General features: G+C 41.1%; 16 protein-coding genes and 1 pseudogene. 4 read left to right on the top strand and 13 right to left on the bottom strand.

The features are described from left to right. Positions 1–61: 61 nt before the first annotated feature. The 3 genes from OTG27_RS13065 to OTG27_RS13055 all read right to left on the bottom strand — a co-directional run bounded on the left by OTG27_RS13065 (position 62) and on the right by OTG27_RS13055 (position 3,986). A complete protein-coding gene (locus OTG27_RS13065; protein ID WP_268937151.1) occupies positions 62–1,459 on the bottom strand; it encodes an amino acid permease in 1,398 nt (465 codons plus the stop codon). Between the two features lie 331 nt (positions 1,460–1,790). Further along, positions 1,791–2,750 (bottom strand): L-threonine 3-dehydrogenase, encoded by a 960-nt coding sequence (locus OTG27_RS13060; protein ID WP_268937150.1) that lies wholly within the window; start codon positions 2,748–2,750, stop codon positions 1,791–1,793. 45 nt (positions 2,751–2,795) lie between these two features. Then, the gene (locus OTG27_RS13055; RefSeq protein ID WP_268937149.1) at positions 2,796–3,986 is read right to left on the bottom strand and encodes a glycine C-acetyltransferase; all 1,191 of its coding nucleotides are present in this window, start codon (positions 3,984–3,986) and stop codon (positions 2,796–2,798) included. A 374-nt stretch (positions 3,987–4,360) separates the two neighbouring features. Between OTG27_RS13055 and OTG27_RS13050 the strand changes: the two genes are divergently transcribed. Continuing rightward, a complete protein-coding gene (locus tag OTG27_RS13050) occupies positions 4,361–4,492 on the top strand; it encodes a hypothetical protein (RefSeq protein ID WP_255256744.1) in 132 nt (43 codons plus the stop codon). 508 nt (positions 4,493–5,000) lie between these two features. Here the strand turns inward: OTG27_RS13050 and OTG27_RS13045 are convergent. Then, positions 5,001–5,786 (bottom strand): annotated as a pseudogene (locus tag OTG27_RS13045) (SDR family oxidoreductase). Positions 5,787–5,988: 202 nt separating this feature from the next. Here OTG27_RS13045 and OTG27_RS13040 point away from each other — a divergent pair. Then, positions 5,989–6,888, top strand: coding sequence for a 3-hydroxyacyl-CoA dehydrogenase (locus tag OTG27_RS13040; protein ID WP_268937148.1), 900 nt, complete (start codon positions 5,989–5,991; stop codon positions 6,886–6,888). 171 nt (positions 6,889–7,059) lie between these two features. On the opposite strand, the gene OTG27_RS13035 is transcribed toward OTG27_RS13040, so the two are convergent. The 5 genes from OTG27_RS13035 to OTG27_RS13015 form a co-directional block, all read right to left on the bottom strand. Further along, positions 7,060–7,587: a YehS family protein gene (locus OTG27_RS13035; RefSeq protein WP_034305651.1), complete on the bottom strand. Its 528-nt coding sequence runs from the start codon at positions 7,585–7,587 to the stop codon at positions 7,060–7,062. A gap of 117 nt (positions 7,588–7,704) precedes the next feature. After that, complete coding sequence (gene rlmD, locus OTG27_RS13030) at positions 7,705–9,090, bottom strand: 23S rRNA (uracil(1939)-C(5))-methyltransferase RlmD (protein ID WP_057278632.1); 1,386 nt, start codon at positions 9,088–9,090, stop codon at positions 7,705–7,707. Continuing rightward, a complete protein-coding gene (locus OTG27_RS13025) occupies positions 9,087–9,971 on the bottom strand; it encodes a DNA-3-methyladenine glycosylase family protein (RefSeq protein ID WP_268937147.1) in 885 nt (294 codons plus the stop codon). The genes rlmD and OTG27_RS13025 overlap by 4 nt, the downstream gene beginning before the upstream one ends. 122 nt (positions 9,972–10,093) lie before the next feature. After that, positions 10,094–10,879: a delta-lactam-biosynthetic de-N-acetylase gene (gene pdaA, locus OTG27_RS13020; RefSeq protein WP_057278630.1), complete on the bottom strand. Its 786-nt coding sequence runs from the start codon at positions 10,877–10,879 to the stop codon at positions 10,094–10,096. A 135-nt stretch (positions 10,880–11,014) separates the two neighbouring features. Continuing rightward, positions 11,015–11,200, bottom strand: a complete 186-nt coding sequence (locus OTG27_RS13015) for a hypothetical protein (protein ID WP_034306471.1) — start codon at positions 11,198–11,200, stop codon at positions 11,015–11,017. Positions 11,201–11,311: 111 nt separating this feature from the next. On the opposite strand from OTG27_RS13015, the gene OTG27_RS13010 reads away from it, so the two are divergent. Further along, positions 11,312–11,449, top strand: a complete 138-nt coding sequence (locus tag OTG27_RS13010) for a hypothetical protein (RefSeq protein ID WP_164468808.1) — start codon at positions 11,312–11,314, stop codon at positions 11,447–11,449. Positions 11,450–11,497: 48 nt separating this feature from the next. Here the strand turns inward: OTG27_RS13010 and OTG27_RS13005 are convergent, their stop codons facing one another. Both OTG27_RS13005 and OTG27_RS13000 read right to left on the bottom strand, forming a co-directional pair. Further along, positions 11,498–13,066, bottom strand: a complete 1,569-nt coding sequence (locus tag OTG27_RS13005; RefSeq protein ID WP_034305659.1) for a fumarate hydratase — start codon at positions 13,064–13,066, stop codon at positions 11,498–11,500. Between the two features lie 291 nt (positions 13,067–13,357). Further along, complete coding sequence (locus tag OTG27_RS13000) at positions 13,358–13,543, bottom strand: SE1561 family protein (protein ID WP_034305661.1); 186 nt, start codon at positions 13,541–13,543, stop codon at positions 13,358–13,360. Between the two features lie 150 nt (positions 13,544–13,693). Between OTG27_RS13000 and yfkAB the strand changes: the two genes are divergently transcribed. Next, entirely contained in the window at positions 13,694–14,821 is a 1,128-nt protein-coding gene (gene yfkAB / locus OTG27_RS12995) for a radical SAM/CxCxxxxC motif protein YfkAB (protein WP_268937146.1), read from the top strand. A 33-nt stretch (positions 14,822–14,854) separates the two neighbouring features. Here the strand turns inward: yfkAB and OTG27_RS12990 are convergent, their stop codons facing one another. Continuing rightward, complete coding sequence (locus OTG27_RS12990; RefSeq protein ID WP_034305665.1) at positions 14,855–15,667, bottom strand: YfkD famly protein; 813 nt, start codon at positions 15,665–15,667, stop codon at positions 14,855–14,857. A gap of 461 nt (positions 15,668–16,128) precedes the next feature. Further along, entirely contained in the window at positions 16,129–17,187 is a 1,059-nt protein-coding gene (gene cax, locus OTG27_RS12985; protein ID WP_057278739.1) for a calcium/proton exchanger, read from the bottom strand. Between the last annotated feature and the right edge of the window lie 130 nt (positions 17,188–17,317).

Below are 17,317 nucleotides of genomic sequence, written 5' to 3'. Positions count from 1 at the left end.
TAATTTCATTGGAAAAGGGCTGCCGCAGCAACCCTTTGCAAAACGCAAAGTGAATGATGGATTAACCCACTTTGTCCTCCTTCTTAGCCTCTGTTTGAGCATTTGCTTGTACACGCTTGTCTATTCCAAAAGCGAAATAACTGATTGCTACGATAGCCAGAAAACCTATTCCAACCATAAGAGATATACGTGTGTCATCATTAAACCACATACCGATCAATACCATGATCAAAAAAGCGATGGTCAGGTAGTTTGTAACAGGTGCAAACGGCATCTTGAATGGATGATTGTGCATTTCAGCTTTTTTGACCTTCCTGAATTTAATTTGACTGATCAGAATGACAAACCATGGAATCATTCCAGGAAGTACACTCGCACTGTATACATGCACAAATAAATTTTCTGGTGCAATATAACTTAAAACAACCCCAATCGCTAAACCGACGATCACTCCGAACGTACCGAATAAAGGGACACCGCTATTAGATACTTTTGCAAAGAACTTTGGCGCTTGCCCATTCACCCCTAATGTGTAAAGCATGCGTCCTGCACTGTAAATACCACTATTGCAGCCAGACATTGCAGCCGTGATTACGACAAAATTAATGATTCCGGCTGCTGCCGTGATACCAACCTTCGCAAAGGTCGCAACAAATGGACTGCCAATCGAACTTAATTGATCCCAAGGGTAAACGGTTACAATAATGAAGATCGCACCGATATAGAAGATTAAAATACGCCAAATGGTACTTTGAATCGCTTTGGTTATCGTTTTTTGCGGATCTTTTGCTTCACCAGCCGTAATCCCGATTAATTCTACACCTTGATAAGCGGCAACCACAAGTGAGAGAGCAAAGAAGAAGCCCTTCCAGCCGCCTGTAAATAAACCGCCATGTTCCCAAAGATTCGATAACCCTAAAGCTTCCCCACCGTTACCGATCCCAAAGAAAATCAGTCCAAACCCTGCAACGATCATTAAAATAATCGTTACGATTTTAATCAGTGCAAACCAAAATTCAATTTCCCCAAAGGACTTAACGGAAATTAAGTTCGCTACTCCAAGAATCACCATTGCAATTAAACCTGGAATCCAAGCAGGGAGATCAGGGTACCAATACTGCATGTACGTCCCCACTGCAATAATTTCTGCCATCCCGACGATAACCCACTGGAACCAGTTACTCCAAGCTGTCATATACCCTGCCAATGGATGAATGTACTTATAACCAAATGTTGCAAATGACCCTGTACTTGGCTCTAAGTACAACATTTCCCCCATTGCGCGCATGATCAAGAATATAAATAAACCAGAGATCGCATAAGCTAACATTACAGACGGACCTGTCCATTGAATCGTGCTGGCTGAACCCATGAATAAACCGACACCAATCGTTCCGCCCAAAGCGATCATCTGAATATGACGACCTTTCAAGTCCCTATTCAAATCTTTGTTTGCCATTCCATTTCCCCCTACACTACTAATAGTCGAAATTTTATGCAAGATGCTTATTACACTCCCTATTTAGTATAGAAATGATATAGAAGGCACCACTTTATTTAATCTTTCTTAAAGCCGCCTCATAAAATCACTCTTCACTTTTAAGCATTCCTGACAGTTGGAAAGATTACTATCCATTTTCATGTTAATTCTTTATTCTGTCCGAGGTGCCATAGAAAGCGCTTACTTTTTACCGGTATAACAAGTTCACCCCTTAAACGTAAAAATTCCCCTGTATAAAATAACTCGAATAAAAGAGTTTTGCAACTCTTTTATTCGGCTTGCAGGTTTATTACGCTGTTACCAAAAGGGACTTTAATCTCAGCTTTAACAACATATCATTGGTCATTTTCTCCAAATCATATTCCGCCTTGAATCCCCACTCTTCCTTTGCACATGTTGAATCAATTGTATTTGGCCAACTGTCTGCAATGGACTGTCTTACAGGATCGACTTCATAATTCATGACAAATTCCGGTATATGCTTTTTAATTTCGGCAGCAATTTGCTCCGGATCAAAGCTCATGGCAGAAACATTGAAAGAATTCCGATGTTTCAATTTTGAAGCATCTGCCTCCATTAAAGCAATGATGGCAGCTAAAGCGTCCGGCATATACATCATGTCCATAGACGTTCCCTTATCAATGTAAGAAGTATATCGCTTGTTTTTAATCGCTTCATAGTAAATTTCAACTGCATAGTCGGTAGTTCCGCCGCCAGGAGGTGTGACATACGAAATCAGTCCCGGGAATCGAAGCCCCCTCGTATCAACCCCAAATTTATGATGATAATAATCACATAATAACTCTCCGGATACTTTATTCACGCCGTACATCGTATTCGGCCGTTGAATGATGTCTTGCGGTGTCCAATCTTTAGGAGTGGTTGGACCAAACGCACCAATGGAACTAGGTGTGAATAATTGGCAATCGAGTTCTCGTGCCGTTTCCAAAGCATTGACCAATCCGCCCATGTTTAAATGCCAAGCTAAAAGCGGCTTCTTTTCAGCTGTTGCCGACAATAAAGCGGCCAAATGTATGATCGTATCCACTTCATGTTTTTTTGCCATGTTAAACATCGCTTTTTCATCCGTAACATCCAAAACTTCAAATGGACCTGATTGAGCAACATCGCTGTCCGTTTTTCGGATATCTGTCGCAATGATATTGTCAGCTCCATAAACCTCTCTCATTTTTAGCGTCAGTTCTGAACCAATTTGACCTAAAGCTCCCGTTACCAAGACCTTTTTCATCAAAAATCCCTCCCCATGTTTTAAACTCCGAAACAAGCAATCTACTTATATGATCGACATCTCTTTTCCTACTTTTTTATAAATGGCCAATGCGCTATCCAACATCTCTTTTGTATGAGCCGCAGTAGGCATATTCCTCACTCTTCCTGTACCTTTTGGAACGGTAGGGAATACGATGGATTTAGCATACACACCTTCTTCATTCAGCCTCTTGCTGAATTGCTGCGTTTTTGCTTCATCACCTATAATGCAAGGCGTGATCGGTGTTTCGCTCTCCCCGATATCAAACCCTATTTCTTTTAGGCCTTTTTTCAAGTAATCGCTATTTTCCCAAAGCTTATTTTGAAGTTCTGAGCTATTCATCAAAATATTGATGGCTTCTATGCTAGCTGCAACTGCTCCCGGTGTGGCAGCCGTTGAAAATAAAAATGGACGGCTTCTCACCTTTAACCAATCAATCAAATCTTTCTTTCCTGCTACATAGCCCCCCACAACACCAATGGCTTTGGATAATGTCCCAATTTGGAAATCCACTTTATCCGATAACCCAAAATGCTTAACCGTTCCTGCACCATTACCTAATACACCCGAACCATGCGCATCATCAACATACGTAATTAAGTCGAACTCTTCGGCAATCTTCACAATTTCAGGAAGTTTGGCTATATCCCCATCCATCGAGAACACTCCGTCGGTAATGATCATGATCTTGTTATACAATCCGGACTCCTTTGCTTGACGTGCTTTTGTCCGTAAATCATCCATGTCGGAATGGATAAAGGGAATGATTTTTGCCTTGGAAAGTCGGCATCCATCAATGATTGAAGCATGATTCAGTTCATCTGAAAGAATGGCATCATTTTTATCCATCACTCCTGAAATCGCTGCCATATTACAGTTAAATCCAGATTGATAAGCAATGGCTGCTTCTGTATGCTTAAACTCGGCGAGCTTTTCTTCTAATTTGACATGAATATCTAACGTTCCGTTGATCGTACGAACGGCACCTGCACCGACGCCATATGTTTTCGTCGCTTCTATGCAAGCCTCTATTAATCGTCTATCTGTTGCTAAACCTAAATAATTATTGGATGATAAATTAATTAGCTCCCTGCCCGCAATCGTGATAACCGGACCATTAGCACCTTCCACTGGATCAATAACGTTGTAAAGTCCCTTTTCTTTTAAATCTTCCAAATTTTCTTTCAAAAATTCATTTAATATTTCACTTGACATTTAATATACCCCCTTATTGATGGTTGGAATAAATGCAGGATTTTTTTATATTTTACACCTATTTTAAAAATATTGTATTTTTTCCCTTTTTTCCAAAAATACACGTGTCTTCTCCAAAAACACACACAGTATTAGTGCAAATCCCTTTATACTAAGTGTTATAACACTCATAATAATGGATAATTTTAATGTTGTCCATATTGTGTGGACAAAAAAATTTGAATTTTTGTAGTTCTTACAATCAACATCCGTCTAAAATGCGTTTATATCAATGAAAACACGAAGAGAATTTCATCAATTTTCCAAAGCAAACGATGTTATATCTACTGGTTTTTTGGAGACCTTAACCATTAACCTAATTAAGGAGGGGTATAGTGAAAACGGAAGATGAAAAAACCTCAGAAGGCCTAAATGAGATTTTTGAGATTATCAATGCAAAAGGTGACATTGGAGAATTAAAAGAAATCATCCAAAAACCTGATGAACAAACAAATGAAGACAAGTAAACCAAGGGGAGAAATCCACTTTCAGTTTGTTGACAAAAGGAAGTTCAGAATGGTTCATTCCTGATCATGAACTGGGGCTTATTTCCCTCTCCAGGCAATCGCTTTCCTCGGGGGCTTTGCCCTGAGGGGTCGCTTTTTTAAGCAGGAGTCCCGTTCACCCGCTCTAATCAACTGGATTGGTTTTTAAAGATAAAAACCGCAGGCAAACCCGAGTTCTTCCAATTCGTCCATAGTCAGCAAGGGGATTAATTATCCTCTTTTTTGTCTGTTTTACATTGTACTAATGGACGCTTAAGTCCATTACAACAATACAAAATGAGCTGATGATCAGCTCGGATATTGAATTGAATCTCACGTCCAAAAAACAAAAAAGTCATGCAAAAGAATGGGATAAAGGCGCTAAGAAAAAGGATTTTGCCTATTTCTCTTCCTTGTCCACAATCGATGCATAACTAACAAAATTACTCCTCTACTGCACTAATCCTATGACAATAATGCTCCCCATAAATCAGATTTCCATGTCCCACCGTTCCTTTTCGGCCTCCTTCATCTGTTTTTCCGTTTTCTCGGGATGAACAGTACGGAATTTATGGTGGTCAGCCGGGATGATTTCGATCATCTTTTCTATCATATCTTCCGGATCGAATTGGTTTTTTAATCCCTTTTCTTGCTTTTTCATATCCTCTGCTCTTGTAAAATTCTTTTCTCCATCGTACCATTTCCATTTTTCCTCAGCTGCCCTGTCGTTAAAACCGGTATTGTATGCACCCGGATTGATGGTCGCAACCTGCACCCCAAACTCCTCCAGCTCATCCTTTAAAGTTAATGCCATTCCCTCGATGGCATGTTTGGTTGCTGCATACGGGCCGCCGTAAGGTGTCGTTATGATCCCAGCCATTGAACTTAAGAACACGATTTTCCCTTTTCCTTTTTTGACCATCTTTCTTGCAGCAAACTGAACGGATTCTAGTGTAGCGAAAACATTCACTTCGAAGATCGCCCTGAATCGGTCCATCGGCATTTCTCCGAGCGGCCCTCCTTCATTGATCGCCGCATTTGCAACAAATACATCAAAGTCATGATTATCAATTCTTGCTCGATCACGTTCATTTGTAATATCCAATTTGAAGACTTCCATATCCAAGCCCCGTTCCCGCTCCTCCCTCATAAGATCCGTTTTCTAGGAAGTGATTTCCGTTGTGGCAATTACACGGTGCCCCAGCTTTGCTAACCCGAGTGCAGCTCCTCTTCCAAGCCCGCTGCCCGCTCCAGTAATGAAAATTGTTTTACCCATCTTTCATTCATCAAGTTTCTCTATGTCTCTTCTTCCCATAAACGAATGGTAAAAACCATTTAAAATGGTCTGCCTATATGCGTGTTTATCCGTTCTTTTAAAAGGGGGAAAAAACTATTTCAAGTTTATTCCTGCATCTATATTCAAGTTAAGTGCATAATTAACAAGAAGAGATATTCAGAGAAATAAAGGAGAAATGGCCATGCATGATAAAAATATCACGATTGCCGGCAGCGGCGTTTTAGGAAGTCAGATCGCATTTCAAACTGCATTCAAAGGGTTCAACGTGTCAGTATATGACATCAATGATGAAGCATTGGAACGTGCAAAAGATAGGATCACTAATTTGAAGCCATACTATAAAGAAGACATAGGAGCTACAGAGGAAAATCTTAATACTGCTTATGCCCGCATATCTTTCCACAGTGATTTATCTACGGCAGTTGCCAAAGCTGACCTTGTGATTGAAGCGATTCCGGAAGTGGTTCAAATCAAAACGGATTTTTACACAGAGTTAGGAAAAGTCGCTCCTGAAAAAACAATTTTCGCTACAAACTCTTCTACATTATTACCAAGCCAATTTGCCGAAGCGACAGGCCGCCCAAAAAAATTCCTGGCTTTACACTTCGCTAATGAAATCTGGAAAAACAATACCGCAGAAATCATGAAACATCCTGGAACGGATAATGAAGTGTTCGAGGAAGTGATTGAATTTGCAAAAGCGATTGGAATGGTTCCTCTGCCTTTACATAAAGAGCAGCCAGGCTATATATTGAATTCCTTATTGGTTCCTCTTTTGGATGCTGCCCAAATGCTCTTATTAAAAGGAGTGGCTGATACGGAAACCATCGATAAAACGTGGATGGTCGCAACAGGAGCACCTCTTGGACCTTTCGCCATTATAGATGTGGTAGGAATCAATACCGCTTATAATATTTCACTTGCAAAAGCGAAAGCGACAGGTGATCCAGAAGTTGAAAAGCTGGCTAACCTATTGAAAACGGAGTATATCGATAAAGGGAAAATCGGAAGAGAAGCAGGAGAAGGCTTCTATAAATATCCTAACCCCAATTTCGCAAAACCAGACTTTTTAAGAGGCTAATGAACTCGTATTTACTATGCAGAGGGTGTCCTGGGGGTGCCTTCTGTTTTTAAATGAATTCTCACTTCCTAATGTCTTCGAATAGAAAAAGACCCTGAAATCGGAAAAGTACTTTTCACGAAATCAAGGCCTAAATATCATGATGTGCACGATAAAAACAGTAACGAACCCTTATCCCCTATACCTCAAAGTTAATCCTTTTAAGAAATTCCTGGCGTATCGATCTCCGCACTCTTTATAATTCCTATGACCCACTTTTCTTAATATAGCGCTTAATTCCCCTTTGGTTATCATGACTCCTGCTTCTTCCAAAATATCAATCATATCCTCACTGGTTAATGATAATGCTATTTTCAGTTTCTTCAGAAGGATATTATTCACACTTTCCTTATGCTTTACAGCCGGTGCCTGACTTTGAGGCTGACCAGGTTTTGGCTCTTGTCTCCCTCTTTTAAAAATGATCAAACCATTTAAAAAGGACTCTAGCATCATGTTATTGCAGTTTACCCCATCATCAGCTTCATCCAAATCATCATATTCTTCATATTCATCATAATAATCATCTTTTGGTTTTGTGAGCATCTGCATGACTTCTTCCATTGTCACTTCGATCTCCCCAAGTTTAAATATCTCAACCATATCTTTATTTTTAATATCCAACGCATATCTTAATCGAATTAATATATCATGATTATGCATCCAAAACCCTCCTATGTATTTCTCGATTTTCACAGTACTTTCATTATTTCACAAATGGTTGGAAATAAACGCAGATTAAAATCCGAGAACCTTTTACAGATTCCCGGATCACTCTGCTTATTCTTTAATCAGCTTCAATGACGTTACTACTTCCACATGGCTCGTTTGCGGGAACATGTCCACGGGCTGCATGGCCTCCACTCGATATGATGAACCCAGTTCTTGTAAGTCCTTCGCCAATGTGGACGGGTTGCATGATACGTACACTATGGTTTTCGGTTTAACTTTCAAGATTGTCTGCAGTAAAGATTGGTCACAGCCGGATCTTGGCGGGTCGACGACCAGTACGTCCGGTTTCCAGCCTTCTTTGGTCCAGCGTGGAAGGATATTCTCGGCTTTGCCTGTTTCATAGTATACATTGTTGCGTTTATGTTTTTTGGCATTTTTCTTGGCGTCCTCAATGGATTCTTTGATGACGTCCATTCCTCTGACTTCCTTGGCGTTTTCAGATAGCCATAGCCCAATGGTTCCAACACCGCAATAAGCGTCAACCACTTTTTCCGTGCCGGTTAAGGCTGCTGCTTTTTTCACTTCATCATATAAGCGAACAGTTTGAACCGGGTTAAGCTGGAAGAATGTACGGGCTGATAGTTCGTATGATAGGTCACCCAATGTTTCGTTGATGACTTTTTCGCCTGCCAGGTGAATCGTTTTTTCGCCAAAGATTAGTGATGTGTCCCGGTTATTGATGTTTTGTACGACCGATTTCACTTCTGGCAATTGGTCACGAATTTGTTTTAGCAACTGATCTTTTTGTGGAATTTCCTCCGCTCCCGTAACAAGGACAACCTGGACTTCACCTGTTTCAAATCCTACCCGTGTAATGACAGTACGGATGACACCTTTTCTTTTTCTTTCGTTATAAATCGAGATGTTCAGGTTCTTCAGTATCTTTTTCACTGTACGAGTTACCTTATTCGTTGCCTTATGCTGTACAAGGCAATTCGGGATATCGATCAGTGTATGGGAATTCATGCCATAAAGGCCTGCAATCAACTTGCCATCTTTTTGGCCGACTTGGTACTGACTTTTATTGCGATAATTCCAAGGATCTTCCATGCCGATCGTTTCTTTTATATTTAATGAAGAAACTGGGAATTTCGAATGACGTTCCATCGCTTGAATGACGATATCGCGTTTTTCAACAAGCTGCTGGTCATAGCTCAAATGCTGCAACTGACAACCGCCGCATTCAGCGTAAACCGGACATGGCGCAGCAATGCGATGCGGTGATTCTTTACGGATGGTTTTTATTTTCGCCTCGGTGAAGTTTGGCTGAACCTTTGTAACCAAAGCTACAATTTCCTCACCAGGTAATGCTCCAGGGACGAAGACGACTTTCTTTTTGAAATAACCGACTCCCTCTCCGTTAATTCCCAGCCGTTTAATCGTAAGGGGAAGGGTTTGATTCACTTCTAGTTTTGTATCTTGAATGTTTGTCATTTCTTTTCACTCCGTTTTTCAATACTTCTCCACAAATAGAGGGAAGCGTAGCTTAGATATGGAGCCCATTTCACACTATAGAACTCCATTTCTTCTTGGGTTGGCTTTTGCGGTAAGCCATATAATATTTTCAAGGCATTTTGAATGCCAATGTCGGCTTTAGGAAATAGGTTCGGCCGGCCAAGTCCAAAAAGCAGGAAGTTTTCAGCCGTCCATCTACCGATACCGCGTATTTTTATTAGTGTATCCATAACCTCTTGATCGGATAGCTTTTCCATTATATCAAGGTTGAGATGGCCCTGAATGATCTGCTCGGAAAGTCCGATGACGTATTCCGCTTTCCGGCCACTGAATTGAATGGCTCTTAATTGCTCGATTTGTAGTTGGGCGGTTGTTTCCGGTGTCGGATAAAACCAGGCGCCTTCCATCTGGAAGCCGAAGGTTTTAACGAATCGTTCCGTGAGCGTATGGGCAAAAGATAAGTTCAATTGCTGATGTATGATGCATTTCACGAGGCAACTGTAGTAATCGAAGTCCAAGACGATGGCAGTACCGCGGTGCTCTTCGAAGATTTCCCGCAAATCGGATTCCCGGAAGTGCCGGGAAACGCCTTCCAATGGCTCATGCCAATGAAAAACCTTTTTTAACCGTTCGATTGATTTTGACTTGTACACCTCTGATTGACCTTTGATGATAAAAGATGGTTCATCGATATTTCCTATTGCCTGAACCTGCAAAACGATCGGTTCTTTTTCTATATATAGCGGAACTTTTACCGTCCTGTTAGTAAAATCAACTACCTGAAGTGGGTCTAACGATAATCGTTCGAGAACAAGATCGAAATTATAGGGTCCTTGAACCTGTAATTTTTCTGTCCACACAAGCGATCCATCCTTTAGCAGTTTTCCACGTATTATAGCATGTTTCCTGAAATATTACTTGAAATTGAGAAGAATGGATAAAAGCGGGACCTGAAATATTACGACAGGACCCGCTTCTCACTTTAATAAAGCATTCGGTTCGGCAACTGTTTCTCAATCATTAATTCATCAAGGCTACCAAAGGTGTACCCCTGTTTTTCAAGATCCGTCAGAATTGAGTCCAATGCTTCCGCATTATCCTTCGATACGGTATGCAATAATAAAATCGCGCCGGGATGAATCTGCTTAAGCACTTCATCATGTGCAAAAGCAGCACCCTTTTGTTGATCTACAATCCAGTCCCTATATGCCAGTGACCAGAAGATGTGGTAATATCCTTCTTTTTTTGCGACCCTCATTGTTCTCTCATTAAATACGCCACGAGGCGGCCTTAAATAGTTCATTCCCTTTTGCCCCGTTAATTTTTCCGTTGCTTCTTTTACCCGCTCAAGTTCGGTGCGGATCACATCGTCCGTCACGCTGGTCATATCCGGATGGTTCCATGAATGGTTTCCTACGATATGCCCCTCATTGGCCATACGGACAACAAGCTCAGGTGCCGTTTTTAAGTAATGACCCGTGACAAAAAAAGCTCCAGGAGCACCATGTTTCTTCAGAACATCTAAAATCTGGGCCGTATAGCCATTTTCATAACCGTTATCAAAGGTTAAATAAACGACTTTTTTCTTTGTATCCCCCTTATAAATCGCTTCATATTCAGGCAGCATTTCATTGAATTTTTTTCCGGCATCGGCAGGTGTACCATTTTTCCCTTTATTGAATCCCCAATTATAGGATTCTGCAAAAGCTGGACTGGCCAAAGAGCATATCAAGCATATAAAAGCGGATAAAATCACCATTTTTTTCATTGGAACATCCCCCATGTCTTTTTTCTTATTGTTTGGAACATGGAGATTTATATGCATGATATTGTGAAGGTCGAATTCCTTCCGCAAAACAAAAAAAGGCCCTTCCTCCGAAAAGGATAGGCCTCCATGTTTTGTTTATCCTTTAAATAACGCTTGTGCCGCCTTCCAAATAATGGCGATAGCGAAAATGAGAACGATTACAATTCCGACTACGTCAAGGAATGTTTCAAGACCGGAGAAAATCGTGTTTGCCACAGGAAGTTGGATGAAAGCAAAACCAGTTATCATGGCGAAAAAGAATAAGATGTAGTTATTCTGCATGAAAATCCCTCCTTTCTCTTCTAATGTATGTGCGACCATTCCAAAAGATTGTACTTTTCTGAGGTAATTTTCGCCTTTTTTTTCATATACATGTACCAAGGGGGGAATGTAATGCTGGAATGGGTTATCACTCTTGGCTTTGTTGGTTGTCTTGGTTTAAGTGGTGGAGTGTTTGTTCATTTTGTGAAAAGCGGATTGAATTTGGAGGATTCATCAAGGATCGATCCACTGCCGGAAATCAAAGAGTAAGATATGCAAAAGACGCTCAACCTTTGGTGAGCGTCTTTTGCCAAACATTTATTTAAATACCGGTTCTTTGAATTGTGCCAATTTTTCCAATGAAGATTGCTGAACGTCTTTATGCAGACTGTTTCCATGTGAATCCATGGTAACTACTGCAGTGAATCCTTCAACATTCAGATGCCACATTGCTTCTGGAATACCAAATTCAGTGAAGTTCACACCCTCGACGGATTTGATGCAGTCTGCATAATATTGAGCAGCCCCGCCGATTGCATTTAGATAAACGCCGCCGTGTTCACTTAATGCTTCTAGTGTTTTTGGTCCCATTCCGCCTTTACCGATAACTGCACGGATGCCGAATCGCTTCATGATATCGCCTTGGTATGGTTCTTCACGAATACTTGTTGTTGGTCCGGCGGCCTTCACATGCCATTTGCCCTCTTCATCCTTCAGCATAACTGGTCCACAGTGATAGATGATTTGTCCATCCAGGTCGATTGGTGCAGGATTTTCAGATAAGTGCTTGTGGATAGCGTCACGGCCTGTATACATTCTGCCATTAATATGAACTACGTCACCCACTTTTAATTCACGGATTTGTTCTTCCGTGATTGGTGCTTGCAGGGTGATTTCACGGGAAGCTTCAACGTCCGATTCTGCAGCGGCTGCCACTTCATCCTTCGCTGCTTTTTCTGCTTCCAGAGCAAAGTCGATTTTCTCGCCTTCTTGATACAACCACTCATTGATTTCGCCCGTTTCAGGATTGACTTTCACTCCTAAACGGCGGAACGCCCAGCAGTTGTAAGCAACGGATACGAAAAAGCTTGCCGGAATACGGTGCATGACACCGATTTTACATCCAAGCAGTGTAGTTTCGCCGCCAAAGCCCATTGTGCCGATGCCCAATTCATTAGCAGTCTTCATGATGTAATCTTCAAGTTGACGAAGATCTTCATTCGGATTCACATCTTCATTACTGCGGAAAAGTTGAGCCTTAGCCAGATCATATCCGGATGAACGGTCCCCTCCGATACCCACGCCGATGAAGCCGGCACTGCAGCCTTGTCCTTGTGCTTGGTAGACAGAGTGAAGGATACATTTACGGATTCCGTCCAAATCACGGCCCGCTTTTCCCAATCCTTCAAGTTCCATAGGCAGACTGTATTGGATGTTTTTATTTTCACAGCCGCCGCCTTTTAAGATGAGACGAACATCAATATAGTCTTTTTCCCATTGATCGAATTTAATGACAGGAAGACCTTCCCCAAGGTTATCCCCGCTATTTTCACCCGATAAAGAATCAACTGCGTTTGGACGAAGTTTTCCGCCTTTTGTCGCTAAAATGATTGCATTTCGAATTGCTTTTTTTATTTCAAGTTGGTTCACGCCAACTGGAGTTTTTATTTTGAAAGTCGGCAGACCAGTATCCTGGCAAATCGGTGATACATTGTCGTCAGCCATTGTAATATTATTCGTGATGGTGGTCAGGCTCAATGCAGAACGAGTACCTGCATTTTCACGTTGTTTTGCACTTTTGACCGCACGACGAACATCCTTTGGAAGATTCGTTGAAGTTTCAACGATAAGACTGTACATACTTTCTTGGAATTTTTGAATATCCAAATTTCTCTTCCCCCTCTTATTTCCCCTAGATTAGATTTAATCATTTCCCTGCTTCTCTATAAATAGTGAATGATTCACACCCGTTTTATTATACATCTAACATAATCTTTCGAAAACAAGTAATTATTTTTCTTAATGAACAGCAATTTAGAGAGAAATGAGTAAAGCGCCAGAAATAGCCCATATGTTAAATTTAATCACCAAACATTTCCATCAAAAAAGGACGACGAAGTTTCTCGTCATCCCTTCATGAATATTAACATTGAAAAAATCATACTATCGAAACAGATATTAGTCTTCGCGGGTTTTGAATTGTTCCACTTTACCTTCCAAATCATCTATCATGCCGATTAAACGGTCTATATCTTCCAACTCCGTATTTTCCGGTTCGATATGATCAAGAACTTCCATGAACATCGTGAGGCGTTCTTTTAAGTATGTTAATTGTTCGTTTTTACCTGTAATGGATTTTCCCATGAGGCACTCTCCTTCCGTTCTTCTTTCATCGTAACGAAATCTGCTTGAAAGTGCAATGGCAAGCTATAAATGCAGCTCTTCGCCATTTGACAATTTTTGTCCCCATTGTTCATAATGGGTTAGTGCATTATTACGTAAGGAGTTTTAAATATGTCAATAATCAAGCAAGATCTTTTAACACCAATTACACCCAAGTATGATCCTTGGGAAGCATATATGGACGTTGAACAATATGGAAAACTCAGCCTTACCAATGTGGAGTTCACCACCACCACCCTTTGCAATATGCGTTGTGAGCATTGTGCCGTCGGTTACACACTCCAGCCCAAGGACCCGGATGCACTGCCTCTGGAATTACTGATCCAGCGCCTTGATGAGATCCCTTTGCTTCGCTCGCTCAGCATTACTGGCGGGGAACCGATGCTTTCAAGAAAACAAGTGAAGAGTTATGTTTTGCCTCTATTGAAATATGCCCGTAGTCGCGGGGTCCGGACACAAATCAATTCCAATTTGACCCTTGACTTGGAACGGTATGAGGAAATCATTCCTTATTTGGATGTTCTCCACATTTCCCATAATTGGGGAACGATCGATGAATTCATTGATATCGGCTTTGCCATGATGGACCGAAAACCATCCCGGGAACAGCGAAAGAAATTATTTGATAAAATGATCGAAAATTCCCGTGCCCTGACAAAGGCTGGTGTACTGGTATCTGCGGAAACGATGCTTAATAAACGTACATTGCCTCATCTTGAGCATATACACAGGCAGATCGTCGATGAAATGGGATGTCAAAGGCATGAAATTCATCCGATGTATCCAAGCGATTTCGCTTCGGCACTTGAAACTTTATCACTGGACAAAATGCGTGAAGCGATTCATCATTTGCTTGATATCCGAGATGAAAATGTTTGGATGCTTTTCGGTACCCTGCCATTTTATCCTTGCAATAACAGTATAGAGGATATTAAGCTGCTTCAACGCCTTTATGGTTCACATAAAGTGACTGTGCGAAATGATCCTGATGGACGATCACGGTTGAACATCAATATTTTCACCGGGGAAGTGATCGTGACCGATTTTGGGGACGCGCCTACATTAGGGAATATCAAAGATCAGCCCTTGACCGAATCCTATGAAACATGGATGAACTCGAAACTGGCCAATGAATTGAATTGCCACTGCCCGGCAGTCAAATGTCTTGGCCCGAATGTACTCGTCAAAAATGCATACTACCCGAAAGAGGACTTCAGGATCAGAAAGTCAACCATATGAAGAAAAACTCGCCAATCCGGCGAGTTTTTCAATTTACCTGGGTTGCTGTGAGACTGTAAAACTGAAGGAAACATGGTCCTGAACCGGTATCCATGCACCGATGCCTTGGGAAGTGATGTTCTTTATCGTAATGGTTCTTTTATTTCCTTTTAGGTTCAAATACACTTCCCCATATGTGACCTTGCCTTTTTCATTTACGGCGGAAGCAAAACTGGATAAGTAACCAATCCTATTTGACGCAACATTGTATACTTGATCTTTTTTCGTACCAGCTCCAATGATCGTTTCAAAAGCCAAAGGCAAATTCGTTTTCTCGGTGGCTTTTAACAGCATCATCTTTTGAACATCCTCAGCCTTAGGAATTTTCGCCGTCAGACCGCCACTTACTGCCTTCTGACTTTCCTGGACATAACGGATCTTATATGGAACTTCACCGCCGCGATTATCATAGTAATTCGTATTGATTTTTTGGTATTCCCAGTTTGGTGCCGTTTCCGAAGACTCATAATTCAAGGCCCAATGACCAAGGTAAATGGTCGCCCTGTATCCAAAAGCAAGCGGGGCCTTTGCAATTGCGGATTCATTCAACATTTGGATGAGTTCTGGATTTTCAATCTTGATATCCGACGATTCGATCAATTGTTCGGCAAGATTACTTGGCTGTAGCATCGGAAGATCCTGGGTCGGGTTCGGATACGTATTCTCCTTTGCAATATTCAATACGGAAGGAGGAATATTCACCTTATTCGGATTTGCTTTGACTTCTGGTATATCTGCTGCAAAACTTACATTCGCCTGTATGAAGGCAATTAGGGCAATCATCGTAATAAGAATAGTTCTTCTCATGCTGTCGCACTCCTTTTGAGGGGTTCAATCATTTGTTTATAGATTTTGTTTTTAGCCAACATTCTATACATTTCATTCAGATTTCAACTTTGTAATGAATTTGTAAAGTTCAGAATATTTACTTTTCTTTTCAAATCGGTTATACTTAATTTACATTATAAAAAGGAGGCGAAATCGTTCATACCTATTAAACCTTCAGGAGGTATGCTTATCGAACAATCCATGACACCCTTTTAAAGGATGACAGAAAACGAATTCGCCAATACTTAAATCTGATGTAAAAGGATGGTGTGACACTCTAGAATATTTTCTCAACTTTTACAAAAGCATGATGAAAAATTTTGGAATAACTTATGAATGGTAATTTACTAATATAGAAATGACTCTGCTAAATCTAACCTGAGCAGAGTCATTTTTATTTTATTAAAAGAAAGACCTTCCACATCGGAAGGCCTGCTTTCTTATAATAAATAAAATCCAATTCCCATAATGAAGTAAGCGGCCAATAAGGTAAGACCTTCAAACCAGTTCGTTTCCCCGTCATTGGAAATCATGATCATCAAGAAGACTGCTGTAACCATGGAAATCAGTTCTGGCAGTGTGAAGACGAGCGGCATATGCGTTGGATACATTAACGAAATAAGTACGAGTACAGGAGCTACGAACATCGCTACTTGAAGCGTGGAACCGACGGCTATCTCCACTGCGACATCCATTTTGTTTTTATAGGCCATCATGACGGCGGACGCATGCTCTGCCGCGTTACCTACGATTGCAACGATAATGACACCGATGAATAACTCCGACCATCCGAAGGTTTCCCCCACTTCGCTGAACGTATGGACGAGTTTTTCCGATACGTACGCAACGGCCAATGTAGCGGCAGCAAGTATTATAATTGCCTTTTTCCTGCTCCACTCCGGTACCTCCTTTTCATGTTCCTCGGGTTTCTCCGTATGCTGATATACCCCTCGGTGAGTAACCAACTTAAAGAATAATGCAGCAAGGTATAATAAGATCAAGATAATGGAAATTCCTACACTTAACGACATCGTGCTTGATTCACTCATGTCTTGTGTGAATACTTCCGGTATGACAAAGGCTACAATAACCGCAAAAATCAATAGACCGGCATTATGCCTCGCATCGAATACATTAAACTTCTGCCGTTTGTATTTAGTCCCTCCGACAAAGAATGAAAGACCTGCCACCAACAATAAGTTCCCTAATACCGAACCAGTCAAAGAAGCCAACACGACCCCAACAAGCCCCGCCTTTAATGAAAAGATGGATATGATCAATTCCACCGCATTGCCAAAGGTTGCATTCAAAAGACCGCCAATCCTTGGTCCCATGACGATCGCTAAGCTTTCAGTCGCCCGGCCCATGAAGCCTGCAAGCGCGACGATTGTTAAGCAATATACGATGAACATGATCACACTCGGCCAATGCAATAATGACCCGATGACTGATATAGGGACGCCCAGCAGGACAAGTCCCAAAAATATTTTATTCACGATACTTCTCCTCACAATCTATAGTTCTTTTTATGTAACAAAAACTATCAAACAAAATCTTCGGGCGATGACAAAGGAAAATTTTATCATCTTCTCTCTTCTTGTCAATATTTACCCAAATTTCTATTGCTTA

This window comes from Peribacillus sp. AS_2 (assembly GCF_026891895.1).
Taxonomy (GTDB): domain Bacteria; phylum Bacillota; class Bacilli; order Bacillales; family DSM-1321; genus Peribacillus; species Peribacillus frigoritolerans.
The sequence above is the reverse complement of the archived record's forward strand: the minus strand, read 5'-3'. Positions and strand labels throughout refer to the sequence as shown.

What these genes read in the sequence shown, in the direction of transcription:
- OTG27_RS13055 (WP_268937149.1), bottom strand. Translation starts at nt 3,986, where the DNA reads ATGTCAAGTGAAATATTAAATGAATTTTTGAAAGAAAATTTGGAAGAT.
- OTG27_RS13065 (WP_268937151.1), bottom strand. Translation starts at nt 1,459, where the DNA reads ATGGCAAACAAAGATTTGAATAGGGACTTGAAAGGTCGTCATATTCAG.
- OTG27_RS13000 (WP_034305661.1), bottom strand. Translation starts at nt 13,543, where the DNA reads ATGGGAAAATCCATTACAGGTAAAAACGAACAATTAACATACTTAAAA.
- pdaA (WP_057278630.1), bottom strand. Translation starts at nt 10,879, where the DNA reads ATGAAAAAAATGGTGATTTTATCCGCTTTTATATGCTTGATATGCTCT.
- OTG27_RS13060 (WP_268937150.1), bottom strand. Translation starts at nt 2,750, where the DNA reads ATGAAAAAGGTCTTGGTAACGGGAGCTTTAGGTCAAATTGGTTCAGAA.
- OTG27_RS13035 (WP_034305651.1), bottom strand. Translation starts at nt 7,587, where the DNA reads ATGCATAATCATGATATATTAATTCGATTAAGATATGCGTTGGATATT.
- yfkAB (WP_268937146.1), top strand. Translation starts at nt 13,694, where the DNA reads ATGTCAATAATCAAGCAAGATCTTTTAACACCAATTACACCCAAGTAT.
- OTG27_RS13010 (WP_164468808.1), top strand. Translation starts at nt 11,312, where the DNA reads ATGCTGGAATGGGTTATCACTCTTGGCTTTGTTGGTTGTCTTGGTTTA.
- OTG27_RS12990 (WP_034305665.1), bottom strand. Translation starts at nt 15,667, where the DNA reads ATGAGAAGAACTATTCTTATTACGATGATTGCCCTAATTGCCTTCATA.
- rlmD (WP_057278632.1), bottom strand. Translation starts at nt 9,090, where the DNA reads ATGACAAACATTCAAGATACAAAACTAGAAGTGAATCAAACCCTTCCC.
- OTG27_RS13015 (WP_034306471.1), bottom strand. Translation starts at nt 11,200, where the DNA reads ATGCAGAATAACTACATCTTATTCTTTTTCGCCATGATAACTGGTTTT.
- OTG27_RS13040 (WP_268937148.1), top strand. Translation starts at nt 5,989, where the DNA reads ATGCATGATAAAAATATCACGATTGCCGGCAGCGGCGTTTTAGGAAGT.